This window comes from Halothece sp. PCC 7418, assembly GCF_000317635.1.
Taxonomy (GTDB): domain Bacteria; phylum Cyanobacteriota; class Cyanobacteriia; order Cyanobacteriales; family Rubidibacteraceae; genus Halothece.
In genome coordinates this window covers 3,390,890-3,407,981 of record NC_019779.1, presented here as the reverse complement: position 1 = coordinate 3,407,981, position 17,092 = coordinate 3,390,890, and the positions used below count along the sequence as shown (strand labels likewise).

General features: G+C 47.1%; 29 protein-coding genes. All 29 read right to left on the bottom strand.

What is annotated here, in order from left to right; translation table 11 throughout:
- Nucleotides 1-12: 12 nt before the first annotated feature.
- Nucleotides 13-1,611 carry a 2,3-bisphosphoglycerate-independent phosphoglycerate mutase gene (gene gpmI / locus PCC7418_RS15630; protein ID WP_015227156.1) on the bottom strand — a complete coding sequence of 533 codons (1,599 nt, stop codon included), beginning with the start codon at nucleotides 1,609-1,611 and terminating at the stop codon, nucleotides 13-15.
- 219 nt (nucleotides 1,612-1,830) lie between these two features.
- Nucleotides 1,831-2,925, bottom strand: coding sequence for a peptide chain release factor 1 (prfA, locus tag PCC7418_RS15625; protein ID WP_015227155.1), 1,095 nt, complete (start codon nucleotides 2,923-2,925; stop codon nucleotides 1,831-1,833).
- Nucleotides 2,926-3,044: 119 nt separating this feature from the next.
- Nucleotides 3,045-3,272 carry a 50S ribosomal protein L31 gene (rpmE, locus tag PCC7418_RS15620; RefSeq protein ID WP_015227154.1) on the bottom strand — a complete coding sequence of 76 codons (228 nt, stop codon included), beginning with the start codon at nucleotides 3,270-3,272 and terminating at the stop codon, nucleotides 3,045-3,047.
- Nucleotides 3,273-3,339: 67 nt separating this feature from the next.
- Nucleotides 3,340-3,750, bottom strand: a complete 411-nt coding sequence (rpsI, locus tag PCC7418_RS15615) for a 30S ribosomal protein S9 (protein WP_015227153.1) — start codon at nucleotides 3,748-3,750, stop codon at nucleotides 3,340-3,342.
- 23 nt (nucleotides 3,751-3,773) lie between these two features.
- Nucleotides 3,774-4,217, bottom strand: coding sequence for a 50S ribosomal protein L13 (gene rplM / locus PCC7418_RS15610; RefSeq protein WP_015227152.1), 444 nt, complete (start codon nucleotides 4,215-4,217; stop codon nucleotides 3,774-3,776).
- On the bottom strand, nucleotides 4,207-5,055 hold the full coding sequence (truA, locus tag PCC7418_RS15605) for a tRNA pseudouridine(38-40) synthase TruA (protein WP_015227151.1): 849 nt from the start codon (nucleotides 5,053-5,055) through the stop codon (nucleotides 4,207-4,209). The genes rplM and truA overlap by 11 nt, the downstream gene beginning before the upstream one ends.
- A 20-nt stretch (nucleotides 5,056-5,075) precedes the next feature.
- Nucleotides 5,076-5,426, bottom strand: a complete 351-nt coding sequence (gene rplQ / locus PCC7418_RS15600; RefSeq protein ID WP_015227150.1) for a 50S ribosomal protein L17 — start codon at nucleotides 5,424-5,426, stop codon at nucleotides 5,076-5,078.
- Between the two features lie 42 nt (nucleotides 5,427-5,468).
- Entirely contained in the window at nucleotides 5,469-6,425 is a 957-nt protein-coding gene (locus PCC7418_RS15595) for a DNA-directed RNA polymerase subunit alpha (protein WP_015227149.1), read from the bottom strand.
- A gap of 83 nt (nucleotides 6,426-6,508) precedes the next feature.
- The gene (gene rpsK / locus PCC7418_RS15590; RefSeq protein ID WP_015227148.1) at nucleotides 6,509-6,901 is read right to left on the bottom strand and encodes a 30S ribosomal protein S11; all 393 of its coding nucleotides are present in this window, start codon (nucleotides 6,899-6,901) and stop codon (nucleotides 6,509-6,511) included.
- A gap of 57 nt (nucleotides 6,902-6,958) precedes the next feature.
- The gene (gene rpsM / locus PCC7418_RS15585) at nucleotides 6,959-7,342 is read right to left on the bottom strand and encodes a 30S ribosomal protein S13 (protein ID WP_015227147.1); all 384 of its coding nucleotides are present in this window, start codon (nucleotides 7,340-7,342) and stop codon (nucleotides 6,959-6,961) included.
- Between the two features lie 49 nt (nucleotides 7,343-7,391).
- Nucleotides 7,392-7,505: a 50S ribosomal protein L36 gene (gene rpmJ / locus PCC7418_RS19965; RefSeq protein ID WP_015231123.1), complete on the bottom strand. Its 114-nt coding sequence runs from the start codon at nucleotides 7,503-7,505 to the stop codon at nucleotides 7,392-7,394.
- Between the two features lie 66 nt (nucleotides 7,506-7,571).
- Nucleotides 7,572-7,796: a translation initiation factor IF-1 gene (gene infA, locus PCC7418_RS15580; protein ID WP_015227146.1), complete on the bottom strand. Its 225-nt coding sequence runs from the start codon at nucleotides 7,794-7,796 to the stop codon at nucleotides 7,572-7,574.
- Between the two features lie 121 nt (nucleotides 7,797-7,917).
- Entirely contained in the window at nucleotides 7,918-8,487 is a 570-nt protein-coding gene (locus tag PCC7418_RS15575; protein ID WP_015227145.1) for an adenylate kinase, read from the bottom strand.
- Nucleotides 8,488-8,573: 86 nt separating this feature from the next.
- On the bottom strand, nucleotides 8,574-9,926 hold the full coding sequence (secY, locus tag PCC7418_RS15570) for a preprotein translocase subunit SecY (RefSeq protein WP_015227144.1): 1,353 nt from the start codon (nucleotides 9,924-9,926) through the stop codon (nucleotides 8,574-8,576).
- A gap of 68 nt (nucleotides 9,927-9,994) precedes the next feature.
- Entirely contained in the window at nucleotides 9,995-10,441 is a 447-nt protein-coding gene (gene rplO, locus PCC7418_RS15565) for a 50S ribosomal protein L15 (RefSeq protein WP_015227143.1), read from the bottom strand.
- A 70-nt stretch (nucleotides 10,442-10,511) separates the two neighbouring features.
- The gene (gene rpsE, locus PCC7418_RS15560; RefSeq protein ID WP_015227142.1) at nucleotides 10,512-11,024 is read right to left on the bottom strand and encodes a 30S ribosomal protein S5; all 513 of its coding nucleotides are present in this window, start codon (nucleotides 11,022-11,024) and stop codon (nucleotides 10,512-10,514) included.
- Between the two features lie 15 nt (nucleotides 11,025-11,039).
- On the bottom strand, nucleotides 11,040-11,402 hold the full coding sequence (rplR, locus tag PCC7418_RS15555) for a 50S ribosomal protein L18 (protein ID WP_015227141.1): 363 nt from the start codon (nucleotides 11,400-11,402) through the stop codon (nucleotides 11,040-11,042).
- A gap of 5 nt (nucleotides 11,403-11,407) precedes the next feature.
- Nucleotides 11,408-11,947, bottom strand: coding sequence for a 50S ribosomal protein L6 (gene rplF / locus PCC7418_RS15550; protein ID WP_015227140.1), 540 nt, complete (start codon nucleotides 11,945-11,947; stop codon nucleotides 11,408-11,410).
- A 31-nt stretch (nucleotides 11,948-11,978) separates the two neighbouring features.
- Nucleotides 11,979-12,380, bottom strand: coding sequence for a 30S ribosomal protein S8 (gene rpsH / locus PCC7418_RS15545; RefSeq protein WP_015227139.1), 402 nt, complete (start codon nucleotides 12,378-12,380; stop codon nucleotides 11,979-11,981).
- 41 nt (nucleotides 12,381-12,421) lie between these two features.
- A complete protein-coding gene (gene rplE, locus PCC7418_RS15540) occupies nucleotides 12,422-12,967 on the bottom strand; it encodes a 50S ribosomal protein L5 (protein ID WP_015227138.1) in 546 nt (181 codons plus the stop codon).
- A gap of 57 nt (nucleotides 12,968-13,024) precedes the next feature.
- A complete protein-coding gene (gene rplX / locus PCC7418_RS15535) occupies nucleotides 13,025-13,381 on the bottom strand; it encodes a 50S ribosomal protein L24 (RefSeq protein WP_015227137.1) in 357 nt (118 codons plus the stop codon).
- A 1-nt stretch (nucleotide 13,382) separates the two neighbouring features.
- Complete coding sequence (gene rplN, locus PCC7418_RS15530; RefSeq protein WP_015227136.1) at nucleotides 13,383-13,751, bottom strand: 50S ribosomal protein L14; 369 nt, start codon at nucleotides 13,749-13,751, stop codon at nucleotides 13,383-13,385.
- Nucleotides 13,748-14,038, bottom strand: coding sequence for a 30S ribosomal protein S17 (rpsQ, locus tag PCC7418_RS15525; protein WP_015227135.1), 291 nt, complete (start codon nucleotides 14,036-14,038; stop codon nucleotides 13,748-13,750). The genes rplN and rpsQ overlap by 4 nt, the downstream gene beginning before the upstream one ends.
- Before the next feature lie 7 nt (nucleotides 14,039-14,045).
- A complete protein-coding gene (gene rpmC / locus PCC7418_RS15520) occupies nucleotides 14,046-14,294 on the bottom strand; it encodes a 50S ribosomal protein L29 (protein ID WP_015227134.1) in 249 nt (82 codons plus the stop codon).
- Between the two features lie 9 nt (nucleotides 14,295-14,303).
- Nucleotides 14,304-14,714, bottom strand: coding sequence for a 50S ribosomal protein L16 (rplP, locus tag PCC7418_RS15515; RefSeq protein ID WP_015227133.1), 411 nt, complete (start codon nucleotides 14,712-14,714; stop codon nucleotides 14,304-14,306).
- Nucleotides 14,715-14,797: 83 nt separating this feature from the next.
- Nucleotides 14,798-15,520, bottom strand: a complete 723-nt coding sequence (gene rpsC / locus PCC7418_RS15510) for a 30S ribosomal protein S3 (protein WP_015227132.1) — start codon at nucleotides 15,518-15,520, stop codon at nucleotides 14,798-14,800.
- A gap of 7 nt (nucleotides 15,521-15,527) precedes the next feature.
- Entirely contained in the window at nucleotides 15,528-15,887 is a 360-nt protein-coding gene (gene rplV, locus PCC7418_RS15505) for a 50S ribosomal protein L22 (RefSeq protein WP_015227131.1), read from the bottom strand.
- An 18-nt stretch (nucleotides 15,888-15,905) separates the two neighbouring features.
- The gene (gene rpsS / locus PCC7418_RS15500) at nucleotides 15,906-16,184 is read right to left on the bottom strand and encodes a 30S ribosomal protein S19 (RefSeq protein ID WP_015227130.1); all 279 of its coding nucleotides are present in this window, start codon (nucleotides 16,182-16,184) and stop codon (nucleotides 15,906-15,908) included.
- Between the two features lie 54 nt (nucleotides 16,185-16,238).
- Nucleotides 16,239-17,066, bottom strand: coding sequence for a 50S ribosomal protein L2 (gene rplB / locus PCC7418_RS15495; RefSeq protein ID WP_015227129.1), 828 nt, complete (start codon nucleotides 17,064-17,066; stop codon nucleotides 16,239-16,241).
- Nucleotides 17,067-17,092 lie beyond the last annotated feature (26 nt).

The window sequence follows — 17,092 nt, the reverse complement described above, 5'->3', positions numbered from 1 at the left end:
AGCGTATCAAGATTATAAGGAAATATCGACTGGCGTGCGATTGGGTTTCACCTGAACATTACTCGATGCAATCAGAGAACGTCCTGTCATTTCTTCTGGTTGCGGGATTTGGAGAATTTCTAAAATGGTCGGTGCAATATCTGCAAGACACCCTTGATCCCGCAACTCCACTTTTCCCCCGTGTTGAGGAATTTTTCGTTTTTCCCCTTCCACTAATAAGAAAGGAACTAAGTTTGTGGTGTGGGCTGTCCAAGGATTCCCTTTTTCATCTGCCATATATTCAGAGTTACCATGATCGGCAGTAATTAGGGCAGTCCCTCCCATTTTACTAATACTTTCTAGCAGTCGCCCCACACAGTGATCCACGGTTTCGATCGCGCTGATGGCTGCTTCTAAGTTCCCTGTATGACCCACCATATCAGGATTGGCGTAGTTAATCACCACCAGCGAATAAATTCCCTGTTCCACTGCTTCACAAGCTAAATCGGTTACTGCTTCTGCAGACATCGCAGGGGCTTTATCATAAGTGGAAACCATCGGACTGTTAATCAGTTTGCGATCTTCCCCTTGAAATGGCTCTTCTTCCCCACCATTAAAGAAGTAAGTAACATGAGGATATTTTTCCGTTTCGGCGGTACGCAGTTGTTTTAATCCTGCATTAGCGATCACTTCCCCGAGAATATTGGTTAAGTTTTGGGGCTTAAAGGCAACTTCTACGGGTAACGAGGCATCATATTGAGTAAAGGTGGCAAAATGTAGCGGTTGAATCTGTTCACGCTCAAAGCCATCAAAATCAGGGTTGACAAAAGCAGAGGTTAATTCTCGGGCGCGATCGGGGCGGAAGTTGAAAAAGATTACCCCATCTCCTGCTTCAACTCCTCCAGCAGCAACGCGAGTCGGGGCAATAAACTCATCGGTGACATCACTCTCATACTGTTCTTTCAAGAGCGCGATCGGATCAATTTCTGTTTCACACTCGGTTTCCGTGATAACCTCATAAGCTTTTTGGACTCGATCCCAACGCCGATCGCGATCCATGGCATAATAGCGACCACTGATGGTAACAATTTTGCCTACGCCCGCTTGTTGAATGTAATTTTGAATTGCTTCTAAAGCGGATACGCCATCAGTGGGATTGGTGTCTCGCCCATCAGTAAACACATGAATACACACTTCACTGATTTCTTGGGCTTTCGCCAGCTTCAGTAAGCCTAGTAAGTGAGAAATATGGGAATGAACTCCCCCTGTTGAGCATAACCCCATCAGGTGTAGTTTCCCGTCACTTGCCTTAATTTTTTGGCACGTTTCCACTAACACAGGGTTTTCTAGAATTGAGCCATCTTCCACGGCATCACTGATCCGCACCAACTCTTGAGGCACAACTCGACCCGCGCCAATATTGAGATGACCCACTTCTGAGTTACCCATCTGCCCTTCTGGTAAACCCACTGCTTTCCCAGAGGCTTGGATGAAGGTCAGAGGATACACTTCCCTTAAGCTATCGACTACAGGTGTCTTTCCCTGCGCGATCGCGTTTGCTGTTTTGCTTTGGCGTTCCCCCCAACCGTCAAGAATGACCAGCACCACAGGGGCAATCGGCGCGTCTGCCATAATCTTCTCTCTACTTCTATGCGTTTCACCGCTATGATACTATTCATTTTAATCGCTCTCTAGCTTCAACAAAATGACAATCAGCACCATTGGTTGGGGTCAACTCCCATTCAGTTTTGATCCCCATGCTGAACGCATCCACTGAGAACGATTCAACCTGAATCAAATCAGTTTTAAGTATTTTACTTTAATTTGGTAATTTTATCGCAATTTTAGAAATTATTCAGATTTTTCTGTCAATTCTGCCAAACGTTCTTGCTGGTCTTGAGAAATGCAGGATTGAATCAGATCTTCCAAGTTCCCTTCTAAAACGGGTTCGAGGTTAAAGTTTACCCCGAGACGGTGATCCGTAACGCGATTATCTTTATAGTTATAGGTGCGGATTTTTTCCGAGCGTCCGCCCGTTCCCACTTGTGACCGTCGCATGGAGGTAACAGACTCATATTGTTCCCGCAGTTTCATTTCATAGAGTTTTGACCGCAGGATCTGCATCGCCCGTTCGCGGTTTTGCAGTTGAGACCGTTCTTGGGTGCAAAAAATGCGAATACCGAGGGGCTTGTAATACAAATCAGCAGCAGTTTCTACTTTGTTCACATTTTGTCCCCCAGCCCCTCCAGAACGAGCAGTGGTAATTTCCACATCTTTGGGGTCAATTTCTACTTCCACATCATCCACTTCGGGCATCACAGCAACCGTTGCCGTAGAAGTATGAACCCGTCCCCCTGCTTCGGTGGCAGGGACTCGTTGGACACGATGAACCCCTGCTTCAAATTTCAGTTTGCTATAAACGCGATCGCCTTTAATTTCTAAAATCGCTTCTTTAAAGCCTCCCGTTTCCGAGAGAGACTCACTGGCGAGACTGAGTTTCCACCCTTGATTTTCTGCATAGCGAGAATACATCCGTACCAAATCACCTACCCAAAGACAAGCCTCATCACCGCCCGTTCCCGCACGAACTTCCAGCATAATGTTTTTCTCATCATTGGGATCGCGCGGAAGCAACAGCAGTTTCATCCGACGCTCTAAATTTTCCAGTTTTTCTTCTAACTCCTGCACTTCTGCAGCAGCAAGTTCCTGCATTTCTGGATCGCCCTCAGCATCTTTATAGACTTCTTGGGCTTCTTTGAGGTCGGTTTGGGTTTGCTTCCACAGGTTGTAGGTTTCCACCGTTTCTTCCAGAGAAGACCGTGCCTTTGCGACCCGTTGTAGTTCTTCTGGATCAGTGGCAATATCGGGATCCCCTAAACGACGAGTCAGTTCGTTGTAGGTTTCCTCCACTGATTGCAGTTTTTCCAAGACGTAGGATTCAGCCATATTTGTTCTTGGTTCGTTGTTCTTGGTTCTTTGTTGAGTTTTGATTTTGGCTCATATATTAACGATGCAAACGTAATTTTAAGCAACAATTAACAAACAAGCAGAAACCGTTGGCTCTTCTATTTTTCTTCCTCGCTATCATCAAACATTCCATACTTACGGAGGAAGCGATCAACCCGTCCTTCCGTGTCAATAATCTTCTGATTTCCAGTATAGAAAGGATGATTACCAGACCAAACATCAACGTGCAACTCAGGCTGGGTCGCGCCAACCGTCATCACAACTTCTCCATTGCAAATCACTTTTGCATCGGGATACCACTGGGGATGAATGCCTTCTTTTGCCATAATGAACCTCCGAATTGATGAATAAAAGCGGGAGAGAGCAAGGGATAATGCTCTCTTCGATCTAATTTTAACGTTTTGAGTATTGAGGGGCTTTTCTGGCTTTCCGTAAGCCGTATTTTCTCCGCTCTTTGGCACGGGGATCACGACTGAGGTAGCCTTCTGTTTTGAGTGGGGAACGATTTTCAGGGTCGAGTTTGCATAACGCCCGCGCCACACCCAAACGAACGGCTTCTGCTTGTCCCGTTAAGCCACCCCCATGGGCATTGACGAGAATATCATAATCGTTTTCTAAGCCCAGTGTTTCTAGGGGGGATTTGATGGCGGAAATGTAATTGGGGTTGTAGTTGAAGTAATGATCGCCACTGCGGGTGTTGACTTGGATTTGTCCGTTTCCTGGAACAAGGCGAACCCGCGCAACTGAGCTTTTGCGACGACCTGTTCCCCAATAAACGACGCGATTGTTATCTGTAGCTTGCATAAAGGTTTAATCTCCTATTGTTCTTAGCAAGAAGGCGTAATTTCCACGGGTTTTTGCGCCTGATGTGGATGTTCAGGACCCGCGTAAACTTTTAGTTTTGTCGCTAGTTGCCGACCTAAGCGGTTTTTCGGGAGCATTCCTTTGACTGCTTTTTCAATAATCCGTTCGGGAATTCTCCGTTGCAGTTGATTAAAAGTTTCAACTTTCATCCCACCTGGTCTTCCAGAATGGCGACGATATAGTTTTTCGTTTGCCTTATTCCCACTGACGGTTACTTTGTCGGCATTAATCACAATGACAAAATCACCCGTATCCATGTGGGGGGTGTAGGTCGGCTTATTTTTACCGCGAATAATATCGGCGATTTCACTAGCCAGACGACCGAGGCGATAGCCAGTGGCATCAATGACATACCACTGTTTTTCGAGGGTTTCTGCATTGGGCAGGGGAGTTTGATTAACTGTCATAGGAGTTCTCTGTATTGAAGTAAAAATGAGGTTGACTATTAAACCAAATTGATGGGGGAAAGGGAAAGTCCTCATATCCCACGCGCAAGAGACATAAGCCTTTGGCGGGAGCAGAATATTTGACGCGATCGCGCTGTTTGTGCTGCCAAATCTCTGTAAACTCAGCTTGACTCAGTTCTCCTGTTCCCACTTTCACTAGCAACCCAACTAACAACCGCACCATTCCATATAAAAACCCATCCGCTTGAATTTCTATTTCAACCAGAGGACCGTTACGGATACATTGGACATCTTGAACCTTGACCCAAGTATGGGCGCGATCCGAACCCGCGCGACAAAAGGCTGCTAGATCATGATACCCCAGCAATGGTTTCACAGCAGCAGCGATCGCGCTGGCATCAAGGGGGGCATAATAGTAATGCCAACACCAAGGGAACACAAACAAGTTTGGGGTTGCTGCGGTGTAAAGGGTGTACCGATACCGCCGATACCTTGCCGAAAACCGAGCGTGCCAGTCGAGAGGAACTGCTGCGGAAGCTCGAATCAAGATTTCATCGGGCAACTGCTTGTTCAACACCATGGCAAATTTTTCGGCAGGAATGGGGCTGGTGACATCAAAGTGAGCAACTTGGGCAGCTGCATGAACCCCACTATCGGTTCGCCCTGCGCCGTGGAGGGGAATCCACTGTTCTGGGTCAATCACGCGATTAATCGCGATTTCAATTTCTTCTTGTACGCTTCGGTAATGAGGTTGCCGTTGCCAGCCGTAAAAGGCTGTTCCCAGATACTGAATAACCAGAGCAACTCGTTTGGTTTTCGCTGACTCTTTGTTATTCATTTCCTCTGGGCAATACTAACTTACACCAATTCAATAATCGCCATTTCAGCGTTATCACCGCGACGACGAACGGTTCTCAACACCCGTGTATAACCGCCATTACGGTTAGCATACCGTTCTTGGACATTCTCAAATAAGGAATGAACCAAGTTTTTATCGTAAAGGTACGCGATCGCTTGTCTGCGGGCGGACAAAGACCCATCTTTTGCCAGAGTAATAATTTTATCGACCTCTGACCGTACTGCTTTCGCGCGAGTTTTAGTGGTTGTAATCTGTCCATGTCTAATTAATTGCGTTGCCAAAGAGCGCAATAAAGCCCGGCGTTGGTCAGCCGGACGACCGAGTTTTTTAACACGACGACCATGACGCATAATCAGCCTCCTTTTTGAATCAAGTTGTTGGACAAGGTTAGCTTAACTGGCTGCCGATTTTTCTTGGGGAAGAGTAATGCCAAGGCGGTCATGTAACGCCTCAACCACTTCTTCTGCTGACTTTTGCCCGAAGTTCTTAATTTCTAAGAGATCTTCATGGGTGTAGTCGAGTAAATCGGCAACAGAATTAATTTGAGCCCGTTTCAGACAGTTATAAGCCCGCACCGACAGTTGTAATTCTTCGATGGGAATTTGTCCGTTGGGGTCTTCTTCTACTTCCTGCTCTTCAGGAGAAGGTTGAATATTTAAATCACCGAGGGGATGGAAGAGTTCCACCAGCACCGTTGCTGCTTGGGAGAGAGCCTCATCTGGCTTCACGCTGCCATTTGTGGTAATTTCTAAAATTAAACGGTCTTTACTTTCCCCTTCATCGAGGCGGGTTTCTTCTACCGTATATTTCACTTTAGAAACGGGCATAAAAACGGCATCAATTTGGAGAAAATCTAAGGAACTCACATCTTCTTTTTCCAAATCAACGATGCGATATCCCGTTCCCCTCTCGATCCGAATTTCCATTTCTAATTTTGCCCCATCGGCAAGGGTGGCCACATACTGGCTGGGATCAATCACTTCCACCTCGGAGGGAACATTGAAATCTCCCGCCGTAATCGTAGCCGGTCCCGTGGCAGCCAAACGGGCAATATGCGGTCCCGGGGAGTAACTTCTAAAGACCAATTCTTTGAGATTGAGTAAGATTTCGAGGACATCTTCTCTCACGCCTGGAATTGTCGCAAATTCATGGGTTACCCCCGCGATCCGTGTCGCCGTTACGGCTGTTCCTTCTAAATTAGATAGCAAAACCCGTCTGAGGGCATTCCCCACTGTAATGCCTTGACCCCGTTCTAGGGGTTCTAAGACAAACTTGCTATATTGGTTTTGTGTTTTATGATCAGTTTTGGATTCGACACAATCGACAGTAAAGTCTTTAAGCTGCACCACAGAGCAACCTCCCTTGATTGATTTCGTGATTCGCTATTCGTTATTTGCCTGTGCAACAAATAACCAATAACGGGTCGGCGGGTTTAAACGCGACGACGCTTCGGTGGGCGACACCCATTGTGGGGAATTGGTGTCACATCGCGAATGAGAGTGATTTCTAATCCCGCGCCCTGGAGAGCGCGAATGGCGGTTTCTCGACCCGCACCAGGACCACTCACCATCACTTCCACTTGACGCATTCCTTGTTCGGTTGCGCGACGACCCGCTTGATCGGCTGCGGTTTGAGCAGCAAACGGGGTGCCTTTTTTCGCGCCTTTGAAGCCACTCGACCCAGCTGAGGCCCAAGAAATGACATCGCCTTTAGTATCAGAAATGGTGACGAGGGTATTGTTAAAGGTGGACTGGATATGAGCAACGCCGTTGGGGACGTTACGTTTGGTTTTTCTAGAGGAACTTTTTTTAGTTTGTCGCGCCATAAGGTTTTCAGTTTAATGACTGCAAGGGATGGGTTTAAATTGGAAAGATGAGAGGACTTATTTTTTAGCTGGGGGTTTCTTTTTCCCCGCGATCGCGAGCCGTTTTCCGCGACGAGTGCGAGCATTCGTCCGTGTCCGCTGACCGCGCACGGGTAAGCCTGAGCGATGACGACGACCGCGATAGGTTCCGATATCAACCAGACGCTTAATATTCATGTTTTCTAAGCGTCGCAAATCCCCCTCAACTTGGTAGTTTTCTTCAATGTAAGAACGAAGGGTGCTTTCTTCGTTGACATCAAGATCTTTGGCTCTTGTGTCGGGGTTAACACCTGTTGCTGCTAAGATTTCCCGCGCACGGGAAAAGCCAATTCCGTAAATGTAAGTGAGTGCAATTTCAACGCGCTTATCACGCGGAAGATCTACTCCTGCAATCCGTGCCACGTTTCTCTCCCTAGTTGTTTTTTTCTGCTAAGATTTGGATAATTAGGTTTTACCCTTGACGTTGTTTATGCTTAGGATTGGAGCAAATTACCATCACTCGCCCTCGACGGCGAATGACCCGGCAACGCTCACACATTTTTCGCACTGAAGGTCTAACTTTCATTGTCGTTTTCGATAGACTACAAGCCTTTCATTGTATCGTATTTTGAGTATGTTGTCAAGGTACAAACTACTTTTTACGCAGACGATAAGTAATGCGTCCTTTCGTTAAGTCGTAAGGGGTTAACTCCACTTTGACTTTATCGCCAGGTAGAATTTTAATGTAGTTACGGCGAATTTTGCCAGAGATATGAGCTAACACATTGAAGCCGTTTTCCAAGTCCACGCGAAACATTGCGTTGGGCAAGGACTCAGTTACCGTGCCTTCCATCTCGATTAAGTCTTGTTTAGACATAAAGTTTTGTTTCTCCTTGCCGAGAGTGTGCAATAATTTGGCTCTTTTTTAATAGAATGGGGGATAAAAAAAGCCAAGGCTACCCCTCGATAATCTTAGCAAAAATTCGCCGTTACAGGCTCTACTGCCCTTCTTGCATCGCCGTTTTAATGCGCTCAGTCACTTGGGGTAAGGGCTGATTGCCATCCACTTGTAGGAAGCGGTTTTCTTGTTGATAAAACTGAATCAAGGGTTCGGTTTGACCATGGAAAACATCGAGACGATGACGGATGGTATCTTTGGTATCATCTTTACGTCCGCGCCCTAATAAGCGTTGGATTAGGATCTCATCGGGAACATCGAGATAAATCACCAAATCGTAAGCAGAGTTGAGTTCGCTCAGGAGTTGGTCTAAAAATTCCGCTTGGTTGAGGGTACGAGGAAATCCATCTAAGATCCAGCCTGATTGGGCATCGGGTTGCTGGAGTCGATCGCGCACTAAAGCTGCTAAGATTTCATCGGGGACTAAATCGCCATTATTGACGTAAGATTGGGCTTTTTGTCCGACAGCAGTTTGTTGCGCGATCGCGTTGCGTAAAATATCTCCAGTGGCGATATGAGGAATTCCACACTCTTGAGAGAGGGTTTTGGCTTGTGTTCCTTTTCCCGCCCCCGGCGGTCCGAAAAAAATTAACCGAGAATATTTAGTCATTATTTTTTTTGTTTGTTATTTGTTATTTGTTATTCGTTATTAGTTCTTTGAACAAGGAGGAACAATGAACCAATAACGAATAACCATTACTGTTTCACCATCCCTTCATAGCGTTGAGAGATGACACTGCTTTGAATTTGTTTTGCCGTATCAATGGCAACCCCCACAAGAATTAACAGTGATGTTGCCCCCAACCCTTGGAAGGTCGTGACACCAGTCGCCGTTTCCACCGCCGTGGGAACAGTAGCAACAATGCCCAAAAAGATTGCACCCAAAAGGGTTAAGCGATTAATTACTTTTTGCAAATAATCGCTCGTTGCTTTCCCTGGACGAATCCCTGGAATACTTGCCCCCATTTTCTTCAAGTTTTGGGACATATCTACTGGATTCACCACTAACGCTGCATAGAAATAGCTGAAGAAGAGGATCAAAAGAAGATATATCGTTACATAAAGCCACGGCGTTGGGCCACTCGGGTTCATGTAAGTGGAAATTTGCACCAAAATGTCATTGATGGTTGCACCAATCCCAGCAGCTTCTTCTTCACCCCCACCCCCTTGGGTAAACTGAGCAAGGGAAGAGGGTAAAATCAGTAAAGTGGAGGCGAAAATAATCGGCAGGACACCGCCTTGGTTAACCCGCAAAGGCAGATAACTGGTTCGCTCTCGATATAAACGCCGTCCCACTTGACGACGCGCCGACACAATGGGAATCCGTCGTGTTCCCTCTTGGACAAAAACAATCCCCACAATCATCACCAAGAACACCAGTGCTAAAATCAGCACCTGTGCTACCGCTTCTCGCCCTCCCGTTTGGGCAAACTCAATGGTATTTCCCAACGTTCTGGGTAAAACCGCAACAATATTGACAAAAATCAATAACGAGGGGCCGTTACCAATCCCTCGCTCTGTAATTAACTCTGACAGCCAAATCACAAACATAGATCCAGCCGTCAGCGCAATGACTGTCTTTAACAAGAAAATGGGTCCTGGGTTATAGGCATAAGGCTGAACAAAACTTGCCAAACCAAAACTGTTAAACACAGCTGAAGCAAGGGCAACATAACGGGTAATTTGGGAAATTTTCCGTCGTCCTGCTTCCCCCTCATTTTTCTGTAAATTTTCTAAATAAGGCAGACCCGCCGTGAGTAACTGCATAATAATGGAAGCGTTAATGAAGGGAAGAATGCCTAAAGCAAAAATTCCCACCGCAGATAAACCGCCCCCAGACAAGAAATTTAAAAATCCTGAAATGGGGCTATTCTGCACGGCTTCCGCAAAGCTAGCGCGATCAATTCCTGGAACAGGAATCCGCACACCCAGTCGGACTAATAATATGAGTCCCACTGTGATCAACAAGCGACTGCGTAACCCAGCCGCTTGCGCCATCTGCATAAATGTTTCTTGTGCGTTTGGGGTTCTTTCTCGACTAACAACCATGAAGGATTATTTCTCCCCGATACTGGAATTGACTAAACATTGGCTGCGTGTGGTCTCACTCAAATGAATTAAGTTAAGACCTCACAACTTCCCCCGGCTGATTCAATTTTTTGACGTGCACTCTTAGTAAACGCCTCTGCTTTGACTTGTAAGGGAACATTGATTTCACCGTCGCCTAAAATCTTGAGTGGACCTTCAGCGTCGTTAATCAAACCCGCTTCATTCAGTGTTGCGAGGGTTACTTCCGTGTTTGCCTCTAAACCAGCTAATTTACCAACATTAATGGTAGTGTAGCGACGTGGGTTGACTCTCGTAAAGTGTTTAAGTTTGGGAACACGCCGATAAAGGGGCATTTGTCCCCCTTCAAAGCCACGGAAAGGGTTGGGACCAGAACGAGCTTTTTGACCGCGCATTCCTTTCCCGCAACTTGCCCCTTGTCCTGCGGAGATGCCACGCCCTAAGCGACGACGGGGTTTGCGCGATCCTTTTTTGGGTTTTAATTCGTGTAGTTTCATAGTTTGTCTTTGTTGTTTGTTCTTTGTTATTTGTTCTTCGTTCAATGAACCGCGAACTAAGAACTATGAACTAGGAAAAGATTTGTTCTAAAGGAACACCCCGTTCATTTGCAACTTCTTTAAAGGTGCGTAAGGAAGCTAAGGCATCGATCGCGGCTCTGGCATTATTTAAGGGGTTAGACGAACCCAGTTGCTTGGCGAGGATATTTTTGACCCCAGAGAGTTCAAGCACAGTCCGAACCGCCCCCCCAGCAATTACACCCGTACCAGGGGCAGCGGGACGAACCATCACTTTTGCGCCACCAGCAAAGCCATCAGCGCGGTGAGGAATCGAATTTCCTTTCGTGATGGGAACATCCACCAGTTGTTTTTTGGCATCGGCAACGCCTTTACGCACTGCGCCGATCACATCACCCGCTTTGCCTACGCCTACGCCAACTTGACCGCGATCATTGCCGACAACCACGATCGCGCGGAAGCTAAGTTTTTTACCGCCTTTCACCACTTTACTGACGCGCCGAATTTGAATCACGCGCTCTTGAAACTGGCTGTCTTCTTTTTTACTTTGGTTTCGTTTTGCCATGATTTCCCCCAATTCTTAAAATTCTAGTCCAGCTTCACGAGCAGCATCAGCAAGGCTGCGGACACGCCCGTGATAGATATTCCCACCGCGATCGAACACCACTTGCTTGATTCCTTGTTCTAAAGCGCGTTGGGCGACTAATGTTCCGACTGCAGCACCCGCTTCGCAAGTGCGAGTTGACGCTAAGGTTTGACGCAAATTGGGATCGACCGTAGAAGCAGCAACTAAAGTATGTTGTTGCTTGTCGTCGATCACTTGGGCATAAATATGTTGATGAGAACGAAACACTGCTAAACGAGGGCGTTCGGCAGTCCCTTCTACCTTGCGCCGAATCCGACGATGGCGCTGTTTGATCAGTTCTTTGCGATTGTTCTTCATGATTTCTATTTCTTCCCTGCTTTACCCGCTTTTTGTCGGACTTGTTCTCCCATAAAGCGAATTCCTTTCTGTTTATAAGGTTCAGGCGGACGAACGGCGCGAATTTTTGCCGTCAAGTTACCGACGATTTCCTTATTAATCCCACTAATAATGATTTCAGTATTTTTTTCGACGTTAATCTGGATTCCTTCTGGGGGCGCGATTTCAACGGGATGACTGTAACCCACATTGAGGATTAAGTTTCGTCCTTGCACTTGCGCCCGATAACCCACACCCTGAATTTGCAAGCGTCGTTCAAAGCCTTGAGAAACTCCATGCACCATATTTGCCACCAGAGTACGGGCTAAGCCATGACGTTCTCTCGCCTTACGAGAATCATTGACTCGTTTGACCAAAATTTGGTTGTCTTCTTGTTCAATGGTGACAAAATCAGGCATGGTCTGTTCTAATTCCCCTTTCGGTCCTTTGACCTTCACCTGCTTACCGTCAACGGTAATTTCTACTTTTTGGGGAATAGGAATCGGTAATTTACCAATCCGTGACATAATCAATTACTCCTTCAATGGGTCTTGAGATTTACCAGACATAGCAGAGAATTTCCCCGCCGATTCCCCGTTTCCGGGCTTCGCGATCGGTCATAATACCGCTAGAGGTGGAGATAATGGCAATGCCAATTCCACCGAGAACGCGGGGTAATTCTTTGTGATTAGAATAAACTCTTAAACCGGGTCGGCTGACACGAGTGAGCCTTTTAATAATCGGTTTGCGGTTACGACCTTGATATCGTAACGAAATTAAGACTTGTTTTTTCAAGCCTTCACCCACTTCTTCATAGCTATCGATGAAGCCTTCTTCTTTTAAAACGCGGGCAATGTTGCGGTTCATTTTGTTGTAAGGGACAACGGTCGTTTCGTGTTGTACCATGCAAGCATTGCGAATCCGCGTGAGCATATCTGAGATGGTGTCTGTCGAGGCCATTAGCTGCTGTTTTCCCTCCTGTTCAAAATACTTGAGAAGATTTATTGTTCTCGGAAGGGCATTCCCATCGCTTTGAGTAGGGCGCGACCTTCTTCATCGGTTTTGGCTGTGGTGATGATGGCAATATCCATCCCACGAATTTGATCAATATTGTCGTATTCAATTTCAGGGAAGAGAATTTGCTCCCGCAAGCCTAAGTTGTAGTTTCCGCGTCCATCAAAGCTACGAGGACTAATTCCACGAAAGTCGCGAATTCTAGGTAGAGCAACGTTAATGAGACGATCCAAGAAGGCATACATCCGTTCACTGCGTAAGGTGACCATCACGCCAACGGGCATTCCTTGACGGACTTTAAATCCCGCGATCGCTTTTTTGGCGCGGGTGACAACGGGTTTTTGCCCCGTAATCGTGGCCAGTTCTTGCACAGATAACTCTAGGGCTTTGGCATTTTGGGAGGCTTCCCCTAATCCTCGGTTAACGGTGACTTTCACCAATTTCGGGATTTCATGGACATTGCTGTAGTTAAACTCTTTTTGGAGTTGGGGGGCAATGGTGTCGTAATAGGTTGTTTTCAGTCGCTGTGTCATAGGTTTTGGTCTCAAATGATTTTCCTGGGCTTGGTCAGGAATTGAGAGAGTGCAAATTTAATCAATGATTTCGCCAGTTTTTTTCAGCATTCTGACTTTTCGTCCATCCTCGGTGTAGGTATAGCTGATCCGAGAGGCGCAAGATTCCTTGTTGGAATAGAGCATGACATTGGAGCTATGAATAGGAGCTTCAAAGGTGATAATTTGCCCTTTTTCTCCTTCTTGAGTCGGTTTTTGGTGCTTAGTCCGCACATTCACCCCTTCCACAACCACTCGGGATTCTTTGGGGATCACCTGTTGAATTTCTCCCACTTTGCCTTTGTCTTTTCCAGAAATGACTTGCACTGTGTCGCCTTTTTTGACGTGCATTTTGTACCGTTTGGGGGTTTGTTGAGTGCGATTTTTTCTGGGCATCTTACAATACCTCCGGTGCGAGAGAGACGATTTTGGTAAAGTTTTTGTCGCGCAGTTCCCGAGCCACAGGACCAAAAACCCGCGTTCCTCTGGGATTATTGTCCGCATTGATAATGACAGCAGCATTATCGTCAAACCGAATACTCATCCCACTGTCTCGGCGTTCGGGATAGCGGGTGCGTACAATCACCGCGCGGATGATATCAGATTTCTTGACTTGCATATTGGGGAGGGCATCTTTCACAACGCCGATGATCACATCCCCGATGCGCCCGTAAGGAGCGTTCCCCGCCCGCATCACGCGCAAGCATTGAATTTTACGAGCGCCACTGTTGTCAGCAACGTTAAGAATGGTCTCTTGTTGGATCATTGTTCTTCTGGTTGTGAGGTAAGAGGTTGAGGCGGTTCTTGACCGCTAGCCGATTCGATAATGGAAGCAACCGTCCAGCGTTTCGTTTTGGAGAGGGGACGGGTTTCTACAATCCGAACGCGATCGCCTTCTTGACAATCGTTGTTCTCGTCATGGACTTTGTAACGTTTGGTGGTAACAACGGTTTTGCCATACTTCCGACTGGGCGCACGGTTTTCAACGGCAACCACGACGGTTTTCTGCATTTTGTTACTGACCACCACACCAATTCGTTCTTTGGTTGTCATCTGTTATTTATTCCTCCGCTGTGTCTGATGAGGGAGTTGCTGCTTTTTGATTGGCAATTTCTCGTTCCCGTTCGACGGTGAGCAATTGCGAAATCCGATGTTTGAGATGCTTAAATTCGTGGGGTTTGGCTTGGTCTTCTTGGCGGGTTCCTTGTTTAAAGCGCAGATTGAAGAGTTCTCGTTTTGCATTCACAATTTCTTGGGAGAGTTCTTCATCGCTTAAAGCCCGCGCATCGGCAATTTTGGGTAAGGGCATCATTCCTCCTTATTCTTCACGGACTAGAAACTTGGTTTTGATGGGGAGTTTTTGTGCTCCTAAACGCATGGCTTCTTGAGCCACCTCTTGGCTCACCCCGCCGATTTCAAACATGATTCGCCCGGGTTTGACCACGGCAACCCAATATTCTGGGTTTCCTTTCCCAGACCCCATCCGGGTTTCTGCAGCCCGCATGGTAATCGGTTTATCAGGGAAAATCCGAATCCAGATTTTTCCACCCCGACGGAGGTAACGGTTCATCGCCCGACGAGCAGCCTCAATTTGGCGGGAGTTAATCCAACAGGGTTCGATGGCTTGCAGGGCAAAATCACCAAAGTTGATGGTGTTCCCACGGTGGGACAGCCCTTTCATTCTCCCTCTTTGTTGTTTCCGAAATTTTGTTCTTTTGGGGCTAAGCATTGTTTTTTTCTGGTTTGTTTCCGAAATTTTGTCCTTAGTCCTTTGTTATTGGTAACCAATGACTAATGACGGATGACGAATGACTATTTTTCTTCCGATCGGTCTTCAAATTTTTGACGACGGGGCTGGCGACGGGGGGTGGGTCCGACTTCTGAGGGTTGCTCTTCGTCTTCGGGGAGAATTTCTCCTTTGAAGACCCAGACTTTAACGCCTAGAATGCCGTAGATGGTTTCGGCGGTGCGATAAGCATAGTCAATATCCGCGCGCAGGGTATGAAGCGGAACTCGTCCTTCTCTTGTCCATTCGGTACGGGCAATTTCCGCCCCGTTGAGTCGTCCACTGATTTGGATTTTGATCCCTTGGACTTCCGCCCGTTGCGCCCGTTGCATGGCTTGACGAACGACCCGACGGAAGGAAACTCGGCGTTCCAGTTGTTGGGTGATATATTCGCCAATGAGAACGGCATCGGCATCAACTTGAGAAACTTCACTGACGTTGATACTAATTTGGCGATTTCCCCCAAGGAGTTGTTGCAGTCCCACTCTTAGAGATTCGATTCCGCTTCCGCCACGACCGACAACAACACCAGGGCGGGCGGTATGAATTTGGAGGCTAATTTGATCCGCTTTCCGCTCAATGTGGGTTGCTGAGATGCCAGCGTTATTGAGGGTTTGATCGATATAGTTACGGATTCTGAAGTCTTCTTGTAAGAGTTCGGGATAGCGTTTGGAGTCAGCATACCAGCAAGACAGATGCTCTTTGGTGATGCCGAGTCGCAAGCCCGTTGGATGAATCTTTTGTCCCATAATGTTTCTATTCTTCGGTGGTTGGTGCGACAGCGATGGTGATGTGACAGGTGGGTTTACGGATTTGGTAGGCGCGTCCTTGCGCTCGCGGGCGGAAGCGTCTTAAGCTCGGTCCACCATCGGCATAGGCTTGGCTAATGACCAAACTGGCGCGATCGAGCCCTTGGTTGTGTTCGGCATTGGCTGCTGCGGAACGGAGGGCTTTTAACACTGGGTCACAGGCTCGATAGGGCATAAACTCTAACATGATCAGAGCTTCCCGATAGGAACGACCGCGGATTTGGTCTAACACCCGTCGCACTTTATGGGGAGACATTCGGATATAGCGCGCGATCGCTTTGGTTTCAACACTGGTATCTACTGGCATAATTTCCTCGCTAATTGTTTATCTCCGCGCTTTTTTATCGCTTTTGGCGTGTCCCTTAAAGGTGCGAGTGGGAGCAAATTCCCCTAATTTATGTCCAACCATTTGGTCACTGACAAAAACAGGAACGTGCTGTCTGCCGTTATAAACCGCGATCGTATGTCCCACCATTTGCGGAATGATGGTGGAAGCGCGTTTCCAAGTTTTGATGACTTCTTTTTTGTCCGCTGCGTTGAGTTGCTCGATTTTTTTGAGCAGTTTGTCATCAACGTAAGGACCTTTTTTTAAAGAACGACCCATATTTTTTTTCCTCTTCTACTCTGTTTTGTTCTTGGGGAAGTAACTAGTAATCAATTACTTGCGACGACGAACAATGAGTTTGTCACTATTTTTCTTGGCTTTGCGGGTTTTCGCACCCAAGGTCGGTTTACCCCAAGGGGTTAAGGGGCTAGGACGACCGATGGGGGCGCGTCCTTCTCCACCGCCATGAGGGTGATCCACTGGGTTCATGACACTACCGCGAACTTTGGGACGACGACCGAGATGACGGGCGCGACCTGCTTTCCCAAGGGTTAAGTTTCGGTGTTCAGCATTACCAACGCGACCAATAGTGGCGAGGCATTCTTCCCGCACCATGCGGACTTCCCGAGACGGAAGTTTGAGGGTGACATAGCCTTTTTCTCGCGCCACGACTTGGGCTGCGGTTCCAGCTGCTCTCACGATTTGTCCGCCTTTCCCCGCCATGAGTTCAATGTTGTGAACTTCAGTACCGAGAGGGATTCGGCTTAAGGGCATTGCATTGCCAACTTCAAAAGGAGCATCGTCACCAGAAATAATGCTATCCCCTACTTTTAAGTCTGCTGGCCAGAGAATATAGCGTTTTTCTCCGTCTTCATACTGCACCAGAGAAATGCGAGCGTTGCGGTTGGGATCATATTCAACAGATATGACTTCAGCAGGGATATTGTGCTTATTCCGACGGAAATCAATTTGACGATAACGGCGTTTGTGACCACCGCCCCGACGACGACTGGTAATGACACCGCGATTATTCCGTCCTTTTTTACGATGTTTGTATTTGGTAAGGGACTTTTCGGGCTTAGAGCGAGTAATTTCAGCAAAATCGGAAACGGTCGCTTGTCGAGTCCCTGGGGTATAGGGTCGGTAAGATCGAATACTCATAAGAATTCAGGTTTCGCGATAAACGT

Bases quoted from the DNA above. Each gene is read 5' to 3' on its own strand.
- gpmI (WP_015227156.1), bottom strand. From the start codon at position 1,611: ATGGCAGACGCGCCGATTGCCCCTGTGGTGCTGGTCATTCTTGACGGT.
- prfA (WP_015227155.1), bottom strand. From the start codon at position 2,925: ATGGCTGAATCCTACGTCTTGGAAAAACTGCAATCAGTGGAGGAAACC.
- rpmE (WP_015227154.1), bottom strand. From the start codon at position 3,272: ATGGCAAAAGAAGGCATTCATCCCCAGTGGTATCCCGATGCAAAAGTG.
- rpsI (WP_015227153.1), bottom strand. From the start codon at position 3,750: ATGCAAGCTACAGATAACAATCGCGTCGTTTATTGGGGAACAGGTCGT.
- rplM (WP_015227152.1), bottom strand. From the start codon at position 4,217: ATGACAGTTAATCAAACTCCCCTGCCCAATGCAGAAACCCTCGAAAAA.
- truA (WP_015227151.1), bottom strand. From the start codon at position 5,055: ATGAATAACAAAGAGTCAGCGAAAACCAAACGAGTTGCTCTGGTTATT.
- rplQ (WP_015227150.1), bottom strand. From the start codon at position 5,426: ATGCGTCATGGTCGTCGTGTTAAAAAACTCGGTCGTCCGGCTGACCAA.
- rpsK (WP_015227148.1), bottom strand. From the start codon at position 6,901: ATGGCGCGACAAACTAAAAAAAGTTCCTCTAGAAAAACCAAACGTAAC.
- rpmJ (WP_015231123.1), bottom strand. From the start codon at position 7,505: ATGAAAGTTAGACCTTCAGTGCGAAAAATGTGTGAGCGTTGCCGGGTC.
- infA (WP_015227146.1), bottom strand. From the start codon at position 7,796: ATGTCTAAACAAGACTTAATCGAGATGGAAGGCACGGTAACTGAGTCC.
- PCC7418_RS15575 (WP_015227145.1), bottom strand. From the start codon at position 8,487: ATGACTAAATATTCTCGGTTAATTTTTTTCGGACCGCCGGGGGCGGGA.
- secY (WP_015227144.1), bottom strand. From the start codon at position 9,926: ATGGTTGTTAGTCGAGAAAGAACCCCAAACGCACAAGAAACATTTATG.
- rplO (WP_015227143.1), bottom strand. From the start codon at position 10,441: ATGAAACTACACGAATTAAAACCCAAAAAAGGATCGCGCAAACCCCGT.
- rpsE (WP_015227142.1), bottom strand. From the start codon at position 11,024: ATGGCAAAACGAAACCAAAGTAAAAAAGAAGACAGCCAGTTTCAAGAG.
- rplR (WP_015227141.1), bottom strand. From the start codon at position 11,402: ATGAAGAACAATCGCAAAGAACTGATCAAACAGCGCCATCGTCGGATT.
- rplF (WP_015227140.1), bottom strand. From the start codon at position 11,947: ATGTCACGGATTGGTAAATTACCGATTCCTATTCCCCAAAAAGTAGAA.
- rpsH (WP_015227139.1), bottom strand. From the start codon at position 12,380: ATGGCCTCGACAGACACCATCTCAGATATGCTCACGCGGATTCGCAAT.
- rplE (WP_015227138.1), bottom strand. From the start codon at position 12,967: ATGACACAGCGACTGAAAACAACCTATTACGACACCATTGCCCCCCAA.
- rplX (WP_015227137.1), bottom strand. From the start codon at position 13,381: ATGCCCAGAAAAAATCGCACTCAACAAACCCCCAAACGGTACAAAATG.
- rplN (WP_015227136.1), bottom strand. From the start codon at position 13,751: ATGATCCAACAAGAGACCATTCTTAACGTTGCTGACAACAGTGGCGCT.
- rpsQ (WP_015227135.1), bottom strand. From the start codon at position 14,038: ATGACAACCAAAGAACGAATTGGTGTGGTGGTCAGTAACAAAATGCAG.
- rpmC (WP_015227134.1), bottom strand. From the start codon at position 14,294: ATGCCCTTACCCAAAATTGCCGATGCGCGGGCTTTAAGCGATGAAGAA.
- rplP (WP_015227133.1), bottom strand. From the start codon at position 14,714: ATGCTTAGCCCCAAAAGAACAAAATTTCGGAAACAACAAAGAGGGAGA.
- rpsC (WP_015227132.1), bottom strand. From the start codon at position 15,520: ATGGGACAAAAGATTCATCCAACGGGCTTGCGACTCGGCATCACCAAA.
- rplV (WP_015227131.1), bottom strand. From the start codon at position 15,887: ATGCCAGTAGATACCAGTGTTGAAACCAAAGCGATCGCGCGCTATATC.
- rpsS (WP_015227130.1), bottom strand. From the start codon at position 16,184: ATGGGTCGTTCTTTAAAAAAAGGTCCTTACGTTGATGACAAACTGCTC.
- rplB (WP_015227129.1), bottom strand. From the start codon at position 17,066: ATGAGTATTCGATCTTACCGACCCTATACCCCAGGGACTCGACAAGCG.